Source organism: Streptomyces sp. NPDC034084, from assembly GCF_055575535.1.
Map to the genome: position 1 here is coordinate 1,021,348 of NZ_JBVISK010000001.1, position 20,153 is coordinate 1,041,500.

At 70.9% G+C, this 20,153-nt stretch carries 16 protein-coding genes and 1 tRNA gene; 12 read left to right on the forward strand and 5 right to left on the reverse strand.

Features of this window, described 5'->3' with window-relative positions:
• Positions 1 to 7 precede the first annotated feature (7 nt).
• The 4 genes from ACZ51I_RS04620 to ACZ51I_RS04635 are packed head-to-tail and all read left to right on the forward strand — an operon-like array spanning position 8 to position 5,010.
• On the forward strand, positions 8 to 1,447 hold the full coding sequence (locus ACZ51I_RS04620) for a pyridoxal phosphate-dependent decarboxylase family protein (RefSeq protein WP_468871467.1): 1,440 nt from the start codon (positions 8 to 10) through the stop codon (positions 1,445 to 1,447).
• The gene (locus ACZ51I_RS04625; RefSeq protein ID WP_468871469.1) at positions 1,434 to 2,708 is read left to right on the forward strand and encodes a lysine N(6)-hydroxylase/L-ornithine N(5)-oxygenase family protein; all 1,275 of its coding nucleotides are present in this window, start codon (positions 1,434 to 1,436) and stop codon (positions 2,706 to 2,708) included. Before ACZ51I_RS04620 ends, ACZ51I_RS04625 begins: the two co-directional genes overlap by 14 nt.
• Positions 2,705 to 3,244 carry a GNAT family N-acetyltransferase gene (locus ACZ51I_RS04630; RefSeq protein ID WP_468871470.1) on the forward strand — a complete coding sequence of 180 codons (540 nt, stop codon included), beginning with the start codon at positions 2,705 to 2,707 and terminating at the stop codon, positions 3,242 to 3,244. The genes ACZ51I_RS04625 and ACZ51I_RS04630 overlap by 4 nt, the downstream gene beginning before the upstream one ends.
• Positions 3,241 to 5,010 carry an IucA/IucC family protein gene (locus ACZ51I_RS04635; protein ID WP_468871472.1) on the forward strand — a complete coding sequence of 590 codons (1,770 nt, stop codon included), beginning with the start codon at positions 3,241 to 3,243 and terminating at the stop codon, positions 5,008 to 5,010. Before ACZ51I_RS04630 ends, ACZ51I_RS04635 begins: the two co-directional genes overlap by 4 nt.
• 65 nt (positions 5,011 to 5,075) lie before the next feature.
• Here the strand turns inward: ACZ51I_RS04635 and ACZ51I_RS04640 are convergent, their stop codons facing one another.
• Positions 5,076 to 6,713 (reverse strand): beta-N-acetylhexosaminidase, encoded by a 1,638-nt coding sequence (locus tag ACZ51I_RS04640; protein WP_468871473.1) that lies wholly within the window; start codon positions 6,711 to 6,713, stop codon positions 5,076 to 5,078.
• A gap of 193 nt (positions 6,714 to 6,906) precedes the next feature.
• Between ACZ51I_RS04640 and ACZ51I_RS04645 the strand changes: the two genes are divergently transcribed.
• Both ACZ51I_RS04645 and glmS read left to right on the forward strand, forming a co-directional pair.
• Entirely contained in the window at positions 6,907 to 7,182 is a 276-nt protein-coding gene (locus tag ACZ51I_RS04645; protein ID WP_030210307.1) for a hypothetical protein, read from the forward strand.
• A gap of 37 nt (positions 7,183 to 7,219) precedes the next feature.
• Positions 7,220 to 9,037, forward strand: coding sequence for a glutamine--fructose-6-phosphate transaminase (isomerizing) (gene glmS, locus ACZ51I_RS04650; protein WP_468871474.1), 1,818 nt, complete (start codon positions 7,220 to 7,222; stop codon positions 9,035 to 9,037).
• 161 nt (positions 9,038 to 9,198) lie between these two features.
• Here glmS and ACZ51I_RS04655 read toward each other — a convergent pair whose 3' ends face one another.
• Entirely contained in the window at positions 9,199 to 9,765 is a 567-nt protein-coding gene (locus ACZ51I_RS04655) for a GPR1/FUN34/YaaH family transporter (RefSeq protein ID WP_468871476.1), read from the reverse strand.
• Positions 9,766 to 10,054: 289 nt separating this feature from the next.
• Positions 10,055 to 10,576, reverse strand: coding sequence for a universal stress protein (locus ACZ51I_RS04660; RefSeq protein ID WP_360801053.1), 522 nt, complete (start codon positions 10,574 to 10,576; stop codon positions 10,055 to 10,057).
• A 431-nt stretch (positions 10,577 to 11,007) separates the two neighbouring features.
• Here ACZ51I_RS04660 and ACZ51I_RS04665 point away from each other — a divergent pair, with 431 nt between their 5' ends.
• The 6 genes from ACZ51I_RS04665 to ACZ51I_RS04690 all read left to right on the forward strand — a co-directional run bounded on the left by ACZ51I_RS04665 (position 11,008) and on the right by ACZ51I_RS04690 (position 15,512).
• Positions 11,008 to 11,373 (forward strand): hypothetical protein, encoded by a 366-nt coding sequence (locus tag ACZ51I_RS04665; protein ID WP_468871478.1) that lies wholly within the window; start codon positions 11,008 to 11,010, stop codon positions 11,371 to 11,373.
• A 399-nt stretch (positions 11,374 to 11,772) separates the two neighbouring features.
• On the forward strand, positions 11,773 to 12,933 hold the full coding sequence (locus ACZ51I_RS04670) for a helix-turn-helix domain-containing protein (RefSeq protein ID WP_468871479.1): 1,161 nt from the start codon (positions 11,773 to 11,775) through the stop codon (positions 12,931 to 12,933).
• Positions 12,934 to 13,184: 251 nt separating this feature from the next.
• On the forward strand, positions 13,185 to 13,604 hold the full coding sequence (locus ACZ51I_RS04675; protein ID WP_468871480.1) for a peptidase inhibitor family I36 protein: 420 nt from the start codon (positions 13,185 to 13,187) through the stop codon (positions 13,602 to 13,604).
• Between the two features lie 102 nt (positions 13,605 to 13,706).
• Positions 13,707 to 14,654 carry a hypothetical protein gene (locus tag ACZ51I_RS04680; RefSeq protein WP_468871481.1) on the forward strand — a complete coding sequence of 316 codons (948 nt, stop codon included), beginning with the start codon at positions 13,707 to 13,709 and terminating at the stop codon, positions 14,652 to 14,654.
• Positions 14,655 to 14,720: 66 nt separating this feature from the next.
• A complete protein-coding gene (gene orn, locus ACZ51I_RS04685) occupies positions 14,721 to 15,323 on the forward strand; it encodes an oligoribonuclease (protein WP_468871482.1) in 603 nt (200 codons plus the stop codon).
• Positions 15,324 to 15,439: 116 nt separating this feature from the next.
• Positions 15,440 to 15,512: transfer RNA gene (locus ACZ51I_RS04690), tRNA-His, on the forward strand.
• A 47-nt stretch (positions 15,513 to 15,559) separates the two neighbouring features.
• Here ACZ51I_RS04690 and ACZ51I_RS04695 read toward each other — a convergent pair.
• Both ACZ51I_RS04695 and ACZ51I_RS04700 read right to left on the reverse strand, forming a co-directional pair.
• Positions 15,560 to 18,178 (reverse strand): cellulose binding domain-containing protein, encoded by a 2,619-nt coding sequence (locus ACZ51I_RS04695; RefSeq protein ID WP_468871483.1) that lies wholly within the window; start codon positions 18,176 to 18,178, stop codon positions 15,560 to 15,562.
• Positions 18,179 to 18,362: 184 nt separating this feature from the next.
• Entirely contained in the window at positions 18,363 to 19,871 is a 1,509-nt protein-coding gene (locus ACZ51I_RS04700) for a cellulose binding domain-containing protein (RefSeq protein ID WP_468871484.1), read from the reverse strand.
• Positions 19,872 to 20,153: the final 282 nt, after the last annotated feature.

Here is a 20,153-nt window from a genome sequence, read left to right on the forward strand (position 1 = left end):
CCCCCACATGCGCTCGCACCTGCTCAATGACGCGACGGCGGAGAGCTATCGGCGTTCCGTCACCGAAGGAGTCGAGCGGGTGGCGGGCAAACTCGCCGCGACCCGAGGTCCGTTCACCGGTGTCACGCCCGCCGAACTGGCTCCCGTGATCGACGCCGTCGACCTGGACCGCCCGCTCGGCGACTCCTCCGCCGCCCTCGACGAGCTGGAGCGCGTCTACCTCCGCGACGCCGTCTACTTCCACCACCCCCGCTACCTCGGGCACCTCAACTGCCCGGTGGTCATCCCCGCCGTCCTCGGCGAGGCCGTCCTCTCGGCGGTCAACTCCTCGCTCGACACCTGGGACCAGAGCGCCGGCGGCACCCTCATCGAGCGGAAGCTGATCGACTGGACCACCGGCCGGATCGGCCTCGGCCCGCTCGCCGACGGCGTCTTCACCAGCGGCGGCACCCAGTCCAACCTCCAGGCCCTGCTCCTCGCCCGCGAGGAGACCGGCGCGGCGGACCTGTCGAAGCTGCGGATCTTCTCCTCCGAGTGCAGCCACTTCAGCGTCCAGAAGTCGGCCCAGCTGCTCGGCCTCGGCCGTGACGCCGTCGTCTCCGTCCCGGTCGACCGGAACAAGCGGATGCAGTCCGTCGTCCTCGCCGCCGAACTGGAGGCGTGCCGCGCCGAGGGCCTCGTCCCGATGGCGATCGTCGCCACCGCCGGCACCACCGACTTCGGCTCCATCGACCCGCTGCCCGAGATCGCCGCCCTGGCCGCCGAGTACGGCGCCTGGATGCACGTCGACGCCGCCTACGGCTGCGGACTGCTCGCCTCCCGCACCCGCCGCCACCTCCTGGACGGCATCGAGCGGGCCGACTCGGTCACCGTCGACTTCCACAAGTCCTTCTTCCAGCCCGTGAGTTCCTCCGCCGTTCTGGTCCGCGACGGCGCCACCCTGCGGCACGCGACCTACCACGCGGACTACCTCAACCCCCGCCGCACCCTGGTCGAGCAGATTCCCAACCAGGTCGACAAGTCGCTCCAGACCACTCGCCGCTTCGACGCGCTCAAGCTCTGGATGACCCTGCGCGTGATGGGCGCCGACGGGATCGGAGAGCTCTTCGACGAGGTCTGCGACCTGGCCCGGGAGGGCTTCGCCCTGCTCGCCGCCGACCCGCGCTACGAGGTCGTGGTCGCACCGCAGCTCTCCACCCTCGTCTACCGCTACGTCCCGGAGACCGACGCCTCCCCCGCCGAGGTCGACCGGGCCAACCTCCACGCCCGCAAGGCCCTGTTCGCCTCCGGCGAGGCCGTCGTCGCCGGCACGAAGGTCGACGGCCGCCAGTACCTCAAGTTCACCTTGCTCAACCCCGAGACCACCGCGGCCGACATCGCCGCCGTCCTCGATCTGATCGCCGGCCACGCCGAGCAGTACCTGGGAGAGAACCTTGTCCACGCCTGAGATCCACGACTTCATCGGCATCGGGCTCGGTCCGTTCAACCTCGGACTCGCCTGCCTGACCGAGCCGATCACCGAGCTGAACGGCGTCTTCCTGGAGTCCAAGCCGGACTTCGAGTGGCACTCGGGCATGTTCCTCGAAGGCGCGCACCTCCAGACCCCGTTCCTGTCGGACCTGGTCACCCTCGCGGACCCGACCTCCCCGTACTCCTTCCTCAACTACCTGAAGGAAAAGGGCCGGCTCTACTCGTTCTACATCCGCGAGAACTTCTACCCGCTGCGGACCGAGTACAACGACTACTGCCGCTGGGCCGCCGGGAAACTCAGCTCGATCCGCTTCTCGACCACGGTCACCACCGTGACGTACGACGAGACGGCCGAGCTGTACGCGGTGACCACGGCCACCGGAGAAACGTTCCGCTCGCCGAGGCTCGTCCTCGGCACCGGCACCCCGCCGTACATCCCCGAGACCTGCGAGGGCCTCGGCGGGGACCTGATCCACAACTCGCGCTACCTCCCGCACAAGGAGGCGCTCCAGAAGAAGAAGTCGATCACCCTGGTCGGCAGCGGCCAGAGCGCGGCGGAGATCTACTACGACCTGCTGAGCGAGATCGACGTCCACGGGTACCGGCTGAACTGGGTGACCCGCTCCCCCCGCTTCTTCCCCCTCGAATACACCAAGCTCACCCTGGAGATGACCTCCCCGGAGTACGTGGACTACTTCCACGCGCTGCCCGAGCAGACCCGCTACCGCCTGGAGACCCAGCAGAAGGGCCTCTTCAAGGGCATCGACGGCGAGCTGATCGACGCCATCTTCGACCTGCTCTACCAGAAGAACCTGGGCGGCCCGGTCCCCACCCGGCTGCTCACCAACTCGGCCCTGCACGCCGCCGCGTACGACACCACGAGCGGCACGTACACGCTCGGCTTCCGCCAGGAGGAGCAGGAGAAGGACTTCACCCTGGAGACCGAGGGCCTGATCCTCGCCACCGGATACAAGTACGCCGTCCCCGCCTTCCTGGAGCCGGTCCGCGACCGCCTCCGGTACGACGGCCAGGGCCGCTTCGACGTCGCCCGCAACTACGCGATCGACACCACGGGGCGCGGGGTCTTCCTCCAGAACGCCGGCGTGCACACCCACTCGATCACCTCGCCCGACCTGGGCATGGGCCCGTACCGCAACGCGTACATCATCGGGGAGATGCTGGGTTCCGCGTACTACCCCGTAGAGAAGACCATCGCGTTCCAGGAGTTCGCCGTATGACCGCCCAGACCGTCGAGATCCGTCCCCTCGACCCGCTCGAGGACGCCGAGCTGATCCACCCCTGGGTCACGCATCCCAAGGCCGCCTTCTGGATGATGCAGGACGCGAAGCTCCAGGACGTCGAGCGCGAGTACATGGCGATCACCGCGAACCCGCACCACGACGCCTTCATCGGCCTCGTCGACGGCGAGCCCGCCTTCCTGATGGAGCGGTACGACCCTGCCCACGTCGAGCTGGTCGGGCTGTACGAGCCGCTCCCCGGCGACGTCGGCATGCACTTCCTCGTCGCGCCCACCGACACCCCGGTGCACGGCTTCACCCGGACCGTGATCACCGCCGTGATGAGGGAGCTGTTCGCCGACCCGGCGACGGCCCGCGTGGTCGTCGAGCCCGACGTCCGCAACAAGGCCGTGCACGCGCTCAACGAGGCCGTCGGTTTTGAAGCCGAGCGCGAGATCCAGAAGCCGGAGAAGAAGGCCCTGCTGAGCTTCTGCACCCGTGCCCAGTTCGAGACCGCCGTCGGAGCCTCCATATGAACCCCGTCGCACACCTCACCCCCGAGCGCTGGGCCGACGCCAACCGCGCCCTGATCCGCAAGGGCCTCGCCGAGTTCGCCCACGAGCGGCTCCTGAACCCGAAGGAGCTGGGCGAGAGCCGCTACCAGGTCCTCAGCGACGACGGCGCCACCGAGTACCGCTTCACCGCCGACCGCTTCGCGCTCGACCACTGGCAGGTCTACCCCGAGTCGATCAGCCGCCACCGCGGCGACGAGCAGCTCCCGCTCGACGCGCTCCAGTTCATCACCGAGCTGCGCGGCTCCCTCGGCCTGAGCGACGAGATCCTGCCGGTCTACCTGGAGGAGATCTCCTCCACCCTGGCCGGTACGGCCTACAAGGCGACCAAGCCGCCCGTCACCTCCGCCGAGCTGGCCCGCGCCGGCTTCCAGGCGATCGAGACCGGGATGACCGAGGGCCACCCCTGCTTCGTCGCCAACAACGGCCGGCTCGGCTTCGGCGTCGACGAGTACCGGGCGTACGCCCCCGAGGCGGCGTCCCCGATCCACCTGATCTGGCTGGCCGCGCACCGCGACCGCGCCACCTTCACGGCCGGCGCGGACGTCGACTACGAGACCTTCATCCGCGCCGAGCTGGGCGACGCGACGGTGGACCGCTTCGCCGCGACCCTCGCCGAGCGCGGTCTCGACCTCGCCGACTACCTCCTCATGCCGGCCCACCCCTGGCAGTGGTGGAACAAGCTGTCCGTCACCTTCGCCGCCGAGGTCGCCCAGGAACGCCTGGTGTACCTCGGGGAGGGCGACGACTCCTATCTGGCGCAGCAGTCGATCCGTACCTTCTTCAACACCTCCGACCCGGCCAAGCACTATGTGAAGACGGCCCTGTCCGTCCTCAACATGGGCTTCATGCGGGGCCTGTCGGCCGCGTACATGGAGGCGACGCCGGCGATCAACGACTGGCTGCACGGTCTGATCGAGGCCGACACCACGCTGAAGGCGGCGCGGTTCTCGATCATCCGGGAACGGGCGGCGGTCGGCTACCGGCACCTGGAGTACGAGGCCGCCACCGACCGCTACTCGCCCTACCGCAAGATGCTGGCCGCGCTGTGGCGCGAGTCCCCGGTGCCGACGCTCGCCGAGGGCGAGCGGCCGGCGACGATGGCCTCCCTCCTCCACCTGGACCACGCGGGCGCGTCCTTCGCGGGCGCGCTGATCAAGGAGTCGGGCCTGGAGCCGGCCGTGTGGCTGCGGAGGTACCTGGACGCGTACCTCCTGCCGGTGCTGCACTGCTTCTACGCGTACGGCCTGGTCTTCATGCCGCACGGCGAGAACGTGATCCTCGTCCTCGACGAGCGCGGGGCGGTCGAGCGGGCGGTCTTCAAGGACATCGCCGAGGAGATCTGCGTGATGGACCCGGCGACGGTCCTCCCGCCGGCGGTGGAGCGCGTCCGCGCCGAGGTCCCGGAGGACATGAAGCTCCTCTCGGTCTTCACGGACGTCTTCGACTGCTTCTTCCGCTTCCTGGGCGCGACCCTGGCGGCGGAGGGCGTCCTCGACGAGGACGGCTTCTGGCGGACGGTCGCGGAGTGCGTGCGCGCCTACCAGGAGTCGAAGCCGGAACTGGCGGAGAGGTTCGCGCGGTACGACATGTTCGCGGAGACCTTCGCCCTGTCGGCCCTCAACCGCCTCCAACTCCGCAACAACCGGCAGATGGTCGACCTGGCGGACCCCTCGGCGGCCCTCCAGCTGGTCGGCGACCTGGTGAACCCCCTCGCCCGGTTCGCCTGACCCACCCGGAGACCGACACGGGCCCCGGCGGAGTACGGTCCTCCGCCGGGGCCCGTCGTCCTGCCCTACTCCCCCGGCCAGGGGACCTCGGGCGAGCGGTAGTAGGGGATGCCCAGCGCGTCGAAGCGGGGTGCCTGTTCCGCGAGGCGGACCTTGTACGTGTCCCAGTCGTGGGCGGCCGCCGGGGACCAGCCCAGTTCCGCGACGCCCGGCAGGCGGGGGAAGGCCATGACGTCGAGGTCACCGGTGGTGGCGAGGGTCTCGGTCCACAGCGGGGCCTCGACGCCCCGGACGGCGCTCTCCGGGGCGCCGGGGAGGTAGGTCGCCGGGTTCCAGTCGTACGACCTGCGGACCTCGACGTATCCCGCCCAGGCGAGGCCGAGCGGGGTGTCCTTGGTGTACTTCATGTCGAGGTAGGTGCGGTCGGCGGGCGACAGGATGAGGCCGGTGCCGTTGCGGGCGGCGGCCGCGACGCGCTCCTTCTCCGCGGCGGGGGTGCGGTCGAGGCCCCAGTACTGGACGAGGGCGCCCTTGGCGGGGGTGGCGCCGGTCAGCTGGTGCCAGCCGACGACGGTCTTGCCGTACCTGGCGACGACCGGCTGCACCTTGTCCATGAAGGCGACGTAGTCCTCGTGGCTGGTGGAGTGGGCCTCGTCGCCGCCGATGTGGAGGTAGCGGCCGGGGGTGAGGGCGGCGACCTCCCGGACGACGTCGTCGACGAAGTCGTACGTGACGGGCTTGGGCACGCACAGGGAGCTGAAGCCGACCTTGGTGCCGGTGTAGAGGGGCGGGGCGACGCCGTCGCAGGTGAGCTCGGCGTAGGAGGCGAGGGCGGCGTTGGTGTGGCCGGGCATGTCGATCTCGGGGACCACCTCCTGGTAGCGGGAGGCGGCGTACTCCACGATCTCCCGGTACTGCGCCTTCGTGTAGAAGCCGCCGGGGCCCGCGCCGACCTCGGTGGAGCCGCCGTAGGTGGTGAGGCGGGGCCAGGAGTCGACGGCGATGCGCCAGCCCTGGTCGTCGGAGAGGTGCAGGTGGAGGGTGTTGACCTTGTAGAGGGCCGCCTGGTCGATGAACCGTTTCACCTCGTCGACCGTGAAGAAGTGGCGGGCGACGTCGAGCATGACGCCCCGGTAGCTGTAGCGCGGGGTGTCGGTGACGGTGCCGCCGGCGATCTTCCAGGGGCCGGGCTGGACGCTCTTGCGCTCGACGGCGGAGGGGAGCTGCTGGCGCAGGGTCTGGACGCCGCGGAAGAGGCCGGCGGGTTCGCGGGCGGTGAGGGTGAGGCCGTCGGGCGCGGAGCGGAGCCGGTAGCCCTCGTCGCCGAGGGCGGTCTCGCCGGGGGCGAGGCGGAGCCGGATGCCCCGGCCGGCGGCGCGGTCGTCGACGACGGGCAGCGGGAAGCCGGTGGCGGGGCGGAGGAGTCCGGCGAGGTAGCGGCCGAGGGCGCGGGACTCGCCGGAGGTCTCGTCGATGCCGATGCGGGTGGCGGCGGTGAGCGTGTAGGGCTCGCCCCCGGGGGTGACGGAGGCGGGCGCGGGGACGATCCGGCCGAGCGGGCGGACCTCCGGTTCGGTGGCGCTGCCGGGCGCCTTGGCGTCGGTGCTGTCGCCCTCGGCGGCGGCCTCTCCGCAGCCGACTCCGGCGGTCGCGAAGAGGAGCAGGGATCCGATCAGGCGCGGAATCGTCAGGCGCTGTCTCACAGGCGGGCTCCCCTTCGGGTGATCGACACGTCCGTCGTTCTGTATATCCCGTCGATCGTCATGCGTACCGCGCCCCCTCTTCGGGGTCAAGGTCTGGACCAAGAGGCCAGAAGGGCGAGTGGATCATGACCGTCCTGCCCGAATTCGGGCAGGATTCTTGCGGAGGGGCCCGATGACCCCTCAGTATGCACGGGTGCTCGAACGCCGCCCGTCGCACGACGACCTCATCGACCACCTGGTCCGCAGCACCGCGCTCCAGCGCGGTGAGGCCGCCCGGGTGGTGCTCGACGTGCTGGCGTACTTCGACGAGACGACCGAGGAGTTCGTCCGCCGCCGCCACCGCGAACTGCAGTCGGGCGGCGCCGTGAACGCCGAGATCTTCGAACGGATCGCGGCAGAGCTGCCGCACCGGGCGGTGGCGCCCCCGGAGCTCTCGCTCCGGCAGCTGCGCCGCATCGTCTACGGCTGAGCAGCACTCATCACCAACCTGGAGGGGTTTCACCTTTATGTGCGGAATCGTCGGTTATATCGGTAAGCGTGATGTCGCCCCGCTGCTGCTCGAAGGCCTGGCACGGCTCGAGTACCGGGGATACGACTCGGCCGGCATGGTCGTCACCAGCCCGAAGGCCTCCGGCCTGAAGATGGTGAAGGCCAAGGGCCGCGTCCGCGACCTGGAGGCCAAGGTCCCCAAGCGCTTCACCGGCACCACCGGCATCGCCCACACCCGCTGGGCCACCCACGGCGCCCCCAGCGACATCAACTCGCACCCGCACCTCGACCCCGAGAACAAGGTCGCCGTCGTCCACAACGGCATCGTGGACAACGCCCAGGAGCTCCGCGCCAAGCTGGAGGCCGACGGCGTCGTCTTCGCCTCCGAGACGGACACCGAGGTCATCACCCACCTCATCGCCCGCTCCCAGGCCGAGACCCTCGAGGAGAAGGTCCGCGAGGCGCTCAAGGTCATCGAGGGCACCTACGGCATCGCCGTGATGCACGCCGACTTCAACGACCGCATCGTGGTGGCCCGCAACGGCTCCCCGGTCATCCTCGGCATCGGCGAGAAGGAGATGCTCGTCGCCTCCGACGTCGCCGCCCTGATCGCCCACACCCGCCAGGTCGTCACCCTCGACGACGGCGAGATGGCCACCCTCAAGGCCGACGACTTCCGCACCTACACCACCTCGGGCGCCTCCACCACGGCCACCCCCGAGACGGTCGAGTGGGAGGCCGCCTCCTACGACATGGGCGGCCACGACACGTTCATGCACAAGGAGATCTCCGAGCAGCCCGACGCGGTCGACCGCGTGCTGCGCGGCCGGATCGACGACCGCTTCTCCACCGTGCACCTGGGCGGCCTGAACCTGGACCCGCGCGAGGCCCGCACCATCCGCCGCATCAAGATCCTCGGCTGCGGCACCTCGTACCACGCCGGTCTCATCGGCGCCGGGCTCATCGAGTCCATGGCCCGCATCCCCGCCGACGCCGAGCCGGCCTCGGAGTTCCGCTACCGCAACCCGGTCGTGGACCCCGACACCCTCTACATCGCCGTCTCCCAGTCCGGTGAGACCTACGACGTGCTCGCCGCCGTCCAGGAGCTCAAGCGGAAGGGCGCCCGCGTCCTCGGCGTCGTCAACGTCGTCGGCTCCGCCATCGCCCGCGAGGCCGACGGCGGCGTGTACGTCCACGCCGGCCCCGAGGTCTGCGTCGTCTCCACCAAGTGCTTCACCAACACGGTCACCGCCTTCGCCCTGCTCGCCCTGCACCTGGGCCGCATCCGCGACCTGTCCGTCACCGACGGCAAGCGGATCATCGAGGGCCTGCGCAAGCTGCCCGCGCAGATCGAGGAGATCCTCAAGACCGAGGACCAGATCAAGGAGATCGCCGCGGCGTACGCCGGCGCCCAGTCGATGATGTTCATCGGCCGTGTCCGCGGCTACCCCGTCGCCCTGGAGGCCTCCCTCAAGCTGAAGGAGATCTCCTACATCCACGCCGAGGCCTACCCGGCCTCCGAGCTGAAGCACGGCCCGCTCGCCCTCATCGAGCCGGCCCTGCCGACCGTTGCGATCGTCCCCGACGACGACCTGCTGGAGAAGAACCGCGCCGCCCTGGAGGAGATCAAGGCCCGCAGCGGCCGCATCCTCGCGGTCGCGCACCAGCCGCAGGCGAAGGCCGACCACACCATCGTCGTCCCGAAGAACGAGGACGAGCTGGACCCGATCCTGATGGGCATCCCGCTCCAGCTCCTCGCCTACCACACGGCGCTCGCCATGGGCCGTGACATCGACAAGCCGCGCAACCTGGCGAAGTCCGTCACGGTCGAGTAGGCACCAGCCGTCGCGGCCGAGGCGCGGCGCCCGGGCCTGTCCCCCGGACGCCGCGCCCCTCCGGGCCTGTCCCCCGGAGCCTCGGCCGGACACCCAGCGGTCCCCGTGCACATACCTCCCGTGCACGGGGACCGCTGCTTTTCCCGTCGTACGCGCGGACCTCAGCCGGCGGCCGGGGCGCCGCCCGCCGCGCGACGGCGCATGGCCATCGGCCAGCCGGCGACCGCGGCCGTGGCGCCGTACCAGGCGACCAGTCCGGCGACGGCGGCGACCCAGCCGCCCGCCTTCCCGAGGGCGCCGTTGTCGGCGAGGGCGCCGACGCCGAGCAGCAGCAGCGCGACGAACAGCAGTCCGTACACGCCCTGCCCGAAGAGCCCGCTGCCCGAGGCCGCCATGGTCAGCGTGAGCGCGAGGAGCGCCCACAGGAGCAGGAAGAGCCCCATGGCGTCGGCCGAGGCGTGGCCGCCGGCTCCGCTGCCCCAGGTGAACCAGAAGGCGCCGAGCGCCGCGTACGCCGTGCCTTCGCCCTTGTCGCCCGCGCGCAGCGCGAGCAGTCCGGCGAGGAAGAGGGTCACGCCGCCGACCCAGGTGGCGAGGCCCGCGGCATCCGCTGCCGCGACGTTGTCGATGGCACCGGTTCCGCCCAGGCCGAAGGCCAGCAGGGTCAGTCCGAGTGCCAGGTGGCCGAGCGTGGAGGTGGTGTTTCCCGCGGCGACTTCGTTGTTCACGGCGGGCTCCCTTCAGGTGTGCAGTTGTCCTGCGTGAGCTGCTGTGTTCCGTGGCCTTTATGTACCCTTCACAAGCACACAATTCACCTGAGGAAGGCCGAAATTATGGCCGGATGACGGCAGTTGAGGGAGCGACCTGACGGGTCGTACGGGGCGGAAGAGGGGCGTTCGCGCCGTAGGGGGCCCTGGAAGCCTTACGGGACCCCCGGAGCGTTACGGCATTCCCTGAGCGTCACGGGATTCCGGGTGCGTCAGAGGATTCCGGGTGCGTACGCGCTTCCCGGCGCCGTTACGGGATGACGATGACGGGCCGCTGGGCCCGGCGCGCGAGACGGCCGGCGACGGAACCGAAGATCCGGCCGACGATCCCGTGCGTGGAGCCGACCACGATCGCGTCGGCCGAGTACTCCCGGCCGACCTCCTCCAGCTCGTGGCAGATGTCCCCGCCGCGCTCCACCAGGATCCACGGCACCTCGGAGAGGTGATCGGCGCAGGCCAGCTCCAGGCCGAGGACCTCGGTGCGGTGGTCCGGTACGTCGACGAAGACCGGCGGCTCGCAGCCGGCCCACACCGTGGTGGGCAGCCGGTTGGCCACGTGCACGATGATCAGGCCCGATCCGGAGCGGCGGGCCATGCCGATGGCGTACGCGAGGGCGCGCTCACTGGAGGTGGAGCCGTCGAAGCCGACGACCACCCCGTGCCGGAAGGCCGGGTCGCAGGCATGGCGTGGCTGTTCTACCGCGAGGGGGTCGACCGTGGAATCGGCGACGCGCTTGCGGTCCGCGGGTTCGGAGAATTCGTGACCGGCCATCGATGTCTCGGCGAAGAGGGTCCTCGTGGGAAGGGACGGGGAAAGGAGGGGACGAACGACGGGTGGCGGCGGAGCTGTGTCCGGGAATCATCTTCCCAAGCCCATACCCCCAAGGGTACGGCGGCACTCCTCTCCTGCCCAGAGCCCGCCGTGCCACTTCCGGCGTGCCCGCCGCTCGCGCGCGGCGTTCCAGGGAGCATGCACGAGGGGTTCGGGATCTGGCAATGCCGGATGTGCCCTACAGGCGTCCGTACGGGGGCCAAACGGACGTCGCCGAGAGTGACCGGAACGTTCCGTTCCTCGTTGCCACAGGTCCAGCCCACCGCCGCCACAGACCCCGCACCACCGTCGCCGCAGGCCCCGCGGCCCCCGCCGCGGACCTGCCCCGCCATCGCCCCCGGACCCGCCCCACCGTCGCAGGGAGACCGCCCGTGCCCGCACCATCGACCGCCGTCGGCCAGACCTCCGCCGCTCCCGCACCCGCACCCGCACCCGCACCCGCACCCGGCGCGCCTCGCGGCCGCCGCCGCGTGCCCGCCGTCCCCCCGGCCGCCGGAGCGGACCCGGGGGCGGCGGGGGCCCAGGGAGCGGCGGACCAGGTCGGTGACGTCGTCCACTGGGCGGTCTTCTGCTGTGTGCTGGTCCCCGTAGTGCTCCTCGTCTACGGCACCTCGCTCGGCGGGGCCGCCGGGGCCGCGCTCGGACTCGTGTCGGTGACGGCGGCCTGCCGGCTGCTGCTGCGCCGCTCGGAGCGCGGGCTGCGCGCCGAGCCGGTCCACCCGAGGCGCCGGAACTAGGACCCGGACCCCTTCGAGTTGACAGGTTCGTACACCCGACCCCATATGTTTTCAGCCAACTTCTCGCCGTCGGCGTGTCCTTGGCGGAACGGTTGGCCAACGCCGCCGCCGATGGCCCCGGAAGCCCGGTTCCAAGGGCCTTCACCCCCCGCGTACGGGGCGTTCCCCGCCCCGCCCCTTCCTCTCGGGGGCGTCGGCCGCAAGACTCCGCGATCGATCGCTTCACGCCAAGTTGCCATGTCGACAATCCACCGGATGGAGAACTTGTCACGACGGCGCCACGGGAGCCAGTAGATTCGATCATGGGTACCGAAGACTGGGGTCTCGTGCAAAACCGAGGGGAAACGTGCAGGAGCGACACGACCAGGGAGACGCGAACACCGAGGGGGGCTTAGCGTCATGAGCCAGGACTCCGCCGCACCGGAGGTCGCACGGAAGCTGTCCGGGCGCCGCCGTCGCGAAGTCGTCGCGGTGCTGCTGTTCAGCGGCGGCCCCATCTTCGAGAGCTCCATCCCGCTCTCCGTTTTCGGCATCGACCGGCAGGACGCCGGCGTGCCTCGTTACCGGCTGCTCGTCTGCGCCGGCGAGGAGGGGCCGCTGCGGACCACCGGCGGGCTGGAACTCACCGCGCCGTACGGCCTGGAGGCGATCAGCCGCGCCGGCACCGTCGTCGTCCCGGCCTGGCGGTCGATCACCTCGCCGCCGCCGCCGGAGGCGCTCGACGCGCTGCGCCGGGCGCACGAGGAGGGGGCCAGGATCGTCGGGCTGTGCACCGGGGCGTTCGTCCTGGCCGCGGCCGGACTGCTCGACGGCCGGCCGGCGACCACGCACTGGATGTACGCGCCGACGCTCGCCAAGCGCTACCCGTCGGTCCATGTGGACCCGCGGGAGCTCTTCGTCGACGACGGGGACGTCCTGACCTCCGCCGGCACCGCGGCCGGAATCGATCTGTGTCTGCACATCGTGCGGACCGACCACGGCACCGAGGCCGCGGGCGCCCTCGCGCGCCGGCTGGTCGTCCCGCCGCGGCGCAGCGGCGGCCAGGAGCGCTACCTCGACAGGTCTTTACCCGAGGAGATCGGCGCCGACCCGCTGGCCGAGGTCGTCGCCTGGGCGCTGGAGCACCTCCACGAGCAGTTCGACGTGGAGACGCTCGCCGCGCGCGCCTACATGTCACGGCGGACCTTCGACCGCCGGTTCCGCTCGCTGACGGGTTCCGCCCCGCTCCAGTGGCTGATCACCCAGCGGGTGCTGCAGGCACAGCGGCTCCTGGAGACCTCCGACTACTCCGTCGACGAGGTCGCGGGCCGGTGCGGCTTCCGCTCCCCGGTGGCGCTGCGTGGTCACTTCCGGCGCCAGCTCGGCTCCTCGCCGGCCGCCTACCGTGCGGCGTACCGCGCCCGGCGGCCGCACGGCGAGACCGGCACGGCGGTCCTCGAGGCGGCGGTGCCGGCCCAGGGCTCGGCGGGGCTCCGCAGGCCCCTGGAGCCGGGCAAGCCGCAGTCGGACGCGTACGCGCCCGGCCGGCCGGCCCTGCCGGGGCAGCGCAGCGCGCCGTAACAGACCGCCGCCGCCACAAGCGGCGCGACGCAGGACCGACGGGCCCCCTGGGGACACCTCCCCCGGGGGCCCGTCGGCGTCGGTGCGTCCCTTCCTCCGTAACCCCCGTTCCTACCCTTCCCGCAGGAAGGCAATCCTCGGCGCCCTATTGAAATGATCACCTTCCGGGGCGTCCGAAAGCAGTGACGTTGTGTCATTTCCCCCCACATGGCCCCTGATACTTTCGGGCTTTCCGACGGAAGGAAAAACTGATGAACGTCAGGCGCCTCTTCGTATCCGGGAGCCTCGCTCTGGCCCTCGCCGGATCGTCCCTCGCCCTCGCGGGCCCGGCCAACGCCGTCATCGGGTGTGAAGACTTCCACGCCTGCCTGTACTACAACTCCGACTACAAGGGAGCGATGTACAAGCAGGAGTACGACACCCCGGACTACTCCGGTCGCTACTTCGAAGCCAGCCTCGCCGGCAGCAGCGGCGCGGGCGTCGTCGTCAAGAACAACGCCGCCTCCCTGGACAACTGGGACAGACTGAGCCGTGTTCGGATCTATTACAACTCGAACTACAACGGTTCTTATGCCTACCAGACCGTCCCCGCTGACGGAAAGGCGAACCTCAACGCCACGATGAAGAACAACAACGCCTCCGGCAAGTTCATCGACTACGGAACGGGCTGAGCGGCACCGTGACACCAGAGGGGCACTCCGTCCGGCGGGATACCGGCGGGGTGCCCCTCCCGCATCCCCGCCCCGATCAACGCCCTGAAGGAACCACAGCCCATGGGAACGTCCCTCCCCCGCGCCCTCTCGGCCGCCCTTCCCGTCTCGGTCGCGGCCGCCCTCCTCGCCGGCTGCGGCAGCCCGTCCGCCGGTCCGGGCGGAACGCACGACGGAATCCCCGCCGGGATCGAGATACCGAAAATCACCACGGCGGTGACCGACCCCGTCCCCGTCGAGGCCTATCTGCTCACCGAAGAGCAGTGGAACAGGCTGGGGAGAGCCGAATACGCGCTGCGCGTGCGCTGCATGCAGCGCTTCGGCTTCACGTACGACGAACCCATGCTCGCCGCGGATCCGAACGGCCAGACCATCTCCCAGTACCGCTACGGCAAGCTGGATCCCGCGAAAACCGCCGTCTACGGCTACCGGATGCCCACGCCCCCGTCCTCCGGTGCCGGCCCGGACGCCGGAATGCCGGACGCCAAGGAGCGGCGGAAGAAACTCACCGCGAATGAGCGGATGATCCTCAGCGGCACCGCCGATCCCTCGGAGAAAAGCGGAAAGGGCGGCCAGGACGTCAAGGGCCAGAAGGTTCCGGAGGGCGGGTGCATCGGCGAGGCGCGGCGGAAACTGGGCGATTACGGGGACGCGCAGGTCGCCAATGACGTGAATCTCGACAGTTTCGGGAAATCACTCCAGGACGGGCGGGTGCTGGCCGCGTTCGCCACGTGGTCGCGCTGCATGGCGGAGAGCGGCTACCCCTACAAGAATCCGATCGAGGCCTCCGACGACAAGAAGTGGCTCGGCGAGACGGCGTCTGCGGAGGAGCGGACCGTCGCCACCGCGGATGCCCGGTGCAAGATCAAGCACAACGTCGCGGGCATCTGGTACGCCGTCGACGTCGCCTACCAGAAGCAGGCGATCGAGGACCACGCGGAAGAGCTCGACCAGGTGCGGAAGACCATCCAGGGGCAGCTGAGGACCGCGTCCGAGGTCCTGGGCGGCTGAGGGCGGCACCCCTGCCGCGGCCCGCCCTCTGGGGCGGGACACTGATCACGTCTTAGGGTAGGACGCATGAACGATCGCATGGTGTGGATCGACTGCGAGATGACCGGGCTCTCGCTGACGGACGACGCACTCATCGAGGTGGCCGCACTGGTCACCGACTCGGAACTGAACGTGCTCGGCGACGGGGTGGACATCGTGATCCGCCCGCCGGACACGGCCCTGGAGACCATGCCCGAGATCGTGCGCCAGATGCACACGGCCTCGGGGCTGCTCGACGCGCTCGCCGGCGGCACCACGCTCGCCGACGCGGAGGCCCAGGTCCTCGCGTACATCCGCGAGCACGTCAAGGAGCCGGGCAAGGCTCCGCTGTGCGGGAACTCGGTCTCCACGGACCGCGGCTTCCTCGCCCGCGACATGCCCGCCCTGGAGGGCCACCTGCACTACCGGATCGTCGATGTCTCCTCGGTCAAGGAGCTGGCCCGCCGCTGGTACCCGAGGGCGTACTTCAACAGTCCGGAGAAGAACGGCAACCACCGGGCCCTCGCCGACATCCGCGAGTCCATCGCCGAGCTGCGCTACTACCGCGAGGCGATCTTCGTCCCGCAGCCCGGCCCCGACTCCGAGACCGCCAAGCAGATCGCGGCCCGCCACGTGCTGCCCACCGAATAGCCGCTCGAACGGGCCCGCTCGCGCCCGGCGCGGAATGCGTGCGCGAGCACCCCTCGGCACCCTGTAGACTTCTTCTCGGCCGGTCAGGGAAACCTTCGGGAGAACCGCCGGTCGTGGTGGGTATAGCTCAGCTGGTAGAGCACCTGGTTGTGGTCCAGGATGTCGCGGGTTCGAGTCCCGTTACTCACCCTGATGGTTCAGGCCCCGGTTCGTGAGAACCGGGGCCTGAGTCGTTCTCAGGGGCAGGTGAAGGCACTGGGCGCGGGATTGCTCCCGGTCCAGGTGCCGGTGAAGCCGAAGGAGACGGAGGCCCCGGCGGCGACGGCGCCGTTCCAGCCGGCGTTCCGGGCGGTGACGGACGTGCCGGTCTGGGCAGGGGCGGCGTTCCACATCTGGCCGATCCGCTGGCCGGCCGGGTAGTCCCAGCCGAGGACCCAGCCGGTCCAGGCGGTGGTGGACGTGTTGGTGAGGGTGACGTCGGCCTGGAAGCCGCCCTGCCACTGGTTGGTGACCTTGTACGTGACCTTGCAGGCGGCGCCGGGGGGCGTTCCCGGGTCCGTGCCTCCCGGGGTCTCGGCCGTGTCGCCGTAGATGATGCCGCGGCCGTTGGTGGAGACGTACACGCGGCCGTAGACCCGGGGGTCCCCGGTGATGGCGCCGCCGGTCCAGCCCCACTGGTGGGCGTCGTCGTTGATCCGGACCCAGCTCGCGCCCGCGTCGGTGGAGCGGAAGATGCCGCGGACGCCGCCGACCTTCGCGCTGCTGTAGAGAGCGGGGTACGTGGCTCCCGGCGCGGCCTTGCCGAAGCCGATGGTGTCGGCCTGTTCGACGCCGGCGACCCGGGCGAACGCGGCGCCGCCGTCGGTCGAGTGCCAGAGGCCGTACGTGGAGTCGGTGGCCCCGCCCGCGAGCCAGATGTCGCCCTTCCTGCCGGGGACCGCCTTGAAACGGACCGGCCCCTCGGCGGGGAGGCCGGTGGCCCTGGCGGTGAAGGCGAGACCGCCGTCGGTGCTGGCGTAGAAGGTGCCGTCCTTGAAGCCGTAGAAGGTGAGCGGGTCGACGCGGTCGGACTCGACGGTCGCTCCCGCGGGGATGCCGGTGGAGGCGGTCCAGGCGGCTCCGGTGCCGGTGTGGACACCGGTGCCGTCCGGGCTCCACACGTACCGGCCGCCGTCGGCCGACACGGCGACCGTGCCGCCGCCGGTGACGCCCGAAGGCTCCTGTCCCGCGCGCCAGTTGGCGCCGTTGTCGGTGGAGAAGGCGACGCGGGGCCCGCCGTCGAGGTGCCCGGCGCGCACGACCGTGTCCGGCTTGGTCTCGGCGAAGTCGACGCTGGTGGTGGAGGTGAAGTTCGGGCCGGTGAACATCATGGACGGGACCTTGGTGAGGTCCGTGTGGCGGAAGCCGCCGATGTCGCCGAGGGCGCTGATCAGCGGGGCGCCCGAGGGCGGGGAGGCCAGGTCGAGGACGGCCGTCTCCTCGAGACCCCGCGCCATGGGCCTGATGGTGAACTTCGCCCCGGTGTCCCACTTCCCGAGCTCGGTGGTGCCGTAGAGGGTGGCGCCCGTGCCGTACATCATCCGGTTCGAGTCGAAGGGGTCGATCTCCAGGGCCTCGGTCATCCAGCCCAGCTTCGGGCTCTGCTCGGGCGGAGCGGGACTCGCACCCCAGGTCAGCCAGGGCACCGAGGAGACGTCCATCGTGTAGCGGTCGGCGCGGTCCGGGTACGAGGTGTAGTCCCAGGCCCTGGTCCACGTGGTCCCGCTGTCGGTGGAGCGGAAGATCTGGGTGTCGGGATACCAGGAGCTGTAGCCGGAGACCATGACGGTGCCGGGGTGCTGCCGGTCGACGGTGAGGCCGCTGAAGCCGTAGTACGTGTCGGCCTCGGCGACGGGGCTGATGTTCTGCCAGGCGCCGGTGGCGGTCGCGTACCGCCAGACCTGGCCCTTGCCTCCGTCGTACGGTCCGGCCTTGTCGCTGTACGCGAGGTACAGGTAGCCGTTCGCCGCGTCGAGGACGCCCTTGTGGGCGAGGTAGCCGGTGGGCTGGCCGGGCAGTCGGGCCCAGGTCGCCCCGGCGTCGGTGGAGCGGTAGACGGCGTTCTCCTTGTCGCCGACGCCGACGTAGATCGTGCGGGTCGCGCCGCCCGCCGTACCGGTGGACTCGTCGAAGGTGACCCAGACGATGCCCTGCTCGTCGGAGTTGTAGCCGCTGGTGTCGGCCGGATCGTCCTGGTAGTTCCCGGGGTTGGGGAAGGAGGTGACCTTCGACCAGGTGGCGCCGGAGTCCGTGGAACGCCAGAGGCCGTTGCCGCTGGGGGCGCCGAGGTAGAGGACGCTGTTCCGGTGCGGGTCGATCGCGAGGCGTTCGCCCATGCCGCGGCCCGGCATGTTCCCGCCGAGTTTGAAGGGGAGGTCGGCGCGCCGCCAGGTGGCGCCGCGGTCGGCGGAGCGGAGGACGGCGCCGGTGCCGGGGTCCCAGTCGTTGGTGTACGTGCCGACGGCGGCGTACACCCGGTTCGGGTCGACGGAGTCGGTGGCGAGGCCGACAACACCGGTGTGGCCCCAGTGGTCCCAGTCGACGGAGTCGAGGAGCGGGATCCAGGTCTGCGTGCCCGGCGCCCACCGGTAGGCACCGCCGATGTCGGTCCGGGCGTAGACGAGGTCCTTCTCGCTCCGGTTGAAGACGATGCCGGGGACGAAGCCGCCGCCGTCGACGCGGACGTTCTTCCAGGTGTACGAGGGGGCGGGGGCGGGGGCTTCGGAGGGTGCCGGGGCGGCTTCGGCGGGCGCCGCGCCGGCGAGGAGGCCCGCGGTCAGGGCGAGCCCCGCGAGGAGGTGTCGTGTTCTGCGCATGGGTATCCCGTCGCGGAAGGGAATGGGAGCGCTCCCACTATTGGGTCCTGGCATAACACGGTCAAGGTCCGGGAGCCGTCGAAGACGTTCGACGGCTCCGCCCGGCCGGGAAGGGGTGCGCGCCCCGGTCGGGGGTGGGGTGGCTCCGGCCGGGGCGCGCGGTGTGGGGGGACTCGCGGGTCCGCTACCTGTAGGCGCCGAAGGCCTTCGTGAAGGCCAGCGGCTGCTGGAGGATCGAGGAGCAGGTGGGGTCCGCGTAATGCACGGCGCCGGACGCGCACTGCTTGTCGCGGGTCGAGGACCACATCGACAGCCAGCCGATGCCCTTGGACCGCGCGAAGTCGACGAGCTGGGTGGCGTCTTCGACTGTGAAGACCTCGCTCGCGACGTCGTTGACGCCGATCATGGGGGTGACGGCGACGGCCTTCCAGGCCGCCGCGTCGGAGAGGCCGAGGACACCCTTGATCTGGGCCTGCGTGGCGGTCGCGGCCTGGATGGCGTACGTGCCCATGTCGGCGCTGTACGCGGGGCCGTAGTCCATCGCCATGATGTTGACGGCGTCGACGCGGACCCCGTTCCTCTTCGCGTCGGCCAGCAGGTCCACGCCCGGCTGGGTGAGGCCCTCGGGCATGACCGGCAGGGTGAAGGAGACGTTCAGGCCGGGGTGGGACCTCTGGAGCTGGGCGATCGCCTGCGAGCGGCGGGTGTTGGCGGCGGTGTCCGGGAGGGCCGCGCCCTCGATGTCGAAGTCGACCTTGGCCAGCTTGTACTGGTCGACGACCTTGCCGTACGCGGCGGCGAGCGCCGAGGAGGTCGAGCAGTTCAGGGCCAGCTCGTGGCCGGCGGCGCCGCCGAAGGAGACGCGGACGTCACCGCCCTTGGCGCGCAGGGCGCCGATCTGGGCCGCGACCTTGTCGTCCGCCAGGCCGGTGACGCCGCCCCACAGGGGGGCGCAGGAGCCGCCGGAGGTGATGAAGGCGAGGTTGAACTCCTGCACACCCGTGGCGTCGGCGGTGGCGAGCAGGTCGTACGCCGGGTAGAGCGAGGTGTCGACGTACGGGGCGTACCGGGCGGCCGTGGCCGGGGCGCCGGTCGCCGTCGCGGTGGGCGTGGGCGTGGGCTTCACGGTGGCGGTCGCGGTGGGTGTGGGCTTCGCGGTCGTCGCCGTGGCGGTCGGCGTGGGCTTCGTGGTCGCCGAGGGGGTCGCTGTCGCGGTGGGCTGCTCGGTGGGGCGGCCGCTGGGGGTGGGGGTGGCGCCTCCGGCGGAGCAGGCGACCTTGTCGATGAGGCAGCCGGCGGGGTCGCCGGCCTGGCCGGCGGCGGAGGTGACGAAGCCGACGGTGACCGACTGGCCGGGGGCCAGCTGCCTGTTCCAGCTCGCGGGCTTCACGGTGACGTGGTGTCCGGAGACGGTGTACTCGCCGTTCCAGAGGGAGCCGATGGTGGTGCCGGCCGGGAGGTCGAACTCCAGGGTCCAGTCGGACTGGGCGGCGGACGTCTCGTTGGTGACGACGTACTGGCCGGTGTAGCCGCCGGTCCAGGAGCTGGTCCGGGTGTAGGCGGCGCCGATGGCGGCGGCCTGGGCGGTGCCGGTGAGCGCGAACGCTCCGCCGCCGACGACGGCCGCCGCGACGACCGCTCCGACGATCTTGGTACGGGTGCTCGTCCTGCGCCGGTGCGAACTGCTGCCCATCGCGTGCCTGCCTCTGCGTGCCGGGGGTGGGGGTGGGGTGCGGCAGCACGCTAGCGACTGGGAAACGGACAAAAGGGCGCCCGGGGGCGGGGGTTGGGATTCTTAGGCTCCGCTTAAGGAAGGCATCGGAACGACAAAAGGTTGGGGCGGAGGACCGGGGGCGCCACCCCTTGCGGAGGCGGGCACGGAGGACGGCTGGCGTCGCACCTTGCGGTGGCGGGCGCGGCGGACGGGTGGCGTCACGCCCTGCGGTGGCGGGTGCGGTGGACGGGTGGCGTCACG